Origin of the sequence: Frankia sp. AgKG'84/4, from assembly GCF_023242965.2 — a bacterium.
Taxonomy (GTDB): Bacteria; Actinomycetota; Actinomycetes; order Frankiales; family Frankiaceae; genus Frankia.
The window spans coordinates 1-1,512 of sequence record NZ_JALKFU020001071.1; the positions used below are offsets into that span (position 1 = coordinate 1).

Here is a 1,512-nt window from a genome sequence, read left to right on the forward strand (position 1 = left end):
GCGCCGTGTCGAGATCGTGGGCGCCGTCGCGCCGCTACCGCAGCGGCGGGCCGCGGGGACGGCACTCGCCGGCTGCGTGATCGCGCTGTTCGCCGTCGCGGCCTGGGCGTCGTCGTTCGCCGCGCTGCCCGAGCGCAGCGCCGCCCGGGTGGCCGTCGCGGTGGTCGCGGTCTGCGTGGTGCTGTGCGTGCGGGCGCAGCCGCGCGGGGTGTGGGCGTGCTCGTCGGTCTACCTGATCACGCTGTCGGTGTTCCACTTCGGGGTGGCGGCGCTGTTCGCCACGGACACCTCGTTCGGCCGGATCCGGGCCCAGTACGACTTCCGCTGGCTGTCCGTGTTCCCGATGAGCAGGTTGTTCGCGGTGGCGACGCTCGGGGTCGTCAGCGCCACCGTCGGGGTGGCGGCGATGACCGGCTGGCGGGCGCTGCGCCCGAACCCGGTGGCCGCCGTCGACCACCCGGCGCCCGACGAGCCGTCCCAGCGGCCGGACCTGCGGGCGCCCGCCGGCTTCCTGCTCCTTGCCGCCTCGGTCGTCGGACTGGTCGCCACCGTGCTCGCCGCCGGCGGGCTCGGCCTGCTGTTCGGTTCGTACGCCGACGTCGGCCAGTCCGCCCTGCGCGCCCCCACGGTGCCCTACGTGCTGTTCGGGATGGGCCTGGGCCTGGTGCTCGCCGTCATCGGGGGGCCGAGCCGCTGGCGGCGGGCGGCGGTCGTGCTGTTCGCGGTGTTCGCGGTCGTGGCGCTGCCGCTCGGCCTGCGCGGCGAGGTGATGTTCCCGGCGGTCTCCGCGGCGGCCGTGGCGGCGCGGCGGCGCGTCGTCGTGCGCGGCGTGGTGGTGCTCGTCGGCGCCGTCCTGCTGCTCGCGTTCATCGGCGGCCTGCGGGAGATCCGCCAGTCCGGCCTGTCCGGCGTCCGGCTGCAGGCCATCACGTTCAGCCCGGTTGACGGGATCGCGGAACTCGGCGCGTCGATCCGCCCGATCGGCTCGGTGCTCGAATGGCGCGACGGCCTCGGCGAGCGCCCGCCCCCCGGCTCGACCTTCTACGGGCAGCTCGACCGGTTCGTCGAGGGCCGGCTGCTGGGCCACCCACAGCCGTCGCAGTTCACCGACGAGCGGCTGTTCAACGTGCTGATCATGAACCGGGAGGGCCCGATCGGCGGGTCGCCGATCGCGGAGGCCTACTACAACTTCGGTCGCCCCGGGGTCATCCTGTTCCTGCTGCTCACCGGCCTCGCGGTGGCGTGGATGGACCATGGCCGGTCGGCGCGGCGAACCGCGACGGCCTGCCTCGTCCTGCTCGTGCCCCTGGTCGTCGAGGTGCGCAACGCGTTCGCCGCCGTCCCCTCCCAGGTGCTGCTCGGGCTGGCCGTGCTGGGCCTGATCAGGATGGCGGAGGTCGGCGTCACCCATCGCCGCGTCAGTGAGGCCGCCCGCGACGCCGCCACCCGCCGGGCGATCGCGGGCCCGCTCCTCCCGGCGCCTCCCGGCACGCCAGCTCGGGCTCCGGCGCC

At 75.5% G+C, this 1,512-nt stretch carries 1 protein-coding gene; it reads left to right on the forward strand.

The window, feature by feature from the left end:
- Positions 1 to 16: 16 nt before the first annotated feature.
- A partial coding sequence (gene wzy / locus MXD58_RS30855; RefSeq protein WP_250610897.1) for an O-antigen polysaccharide polymerase Wzy occupies positions 17 to 1,512 on the forward strand: 1,496 nt, incomplete at its 3' end.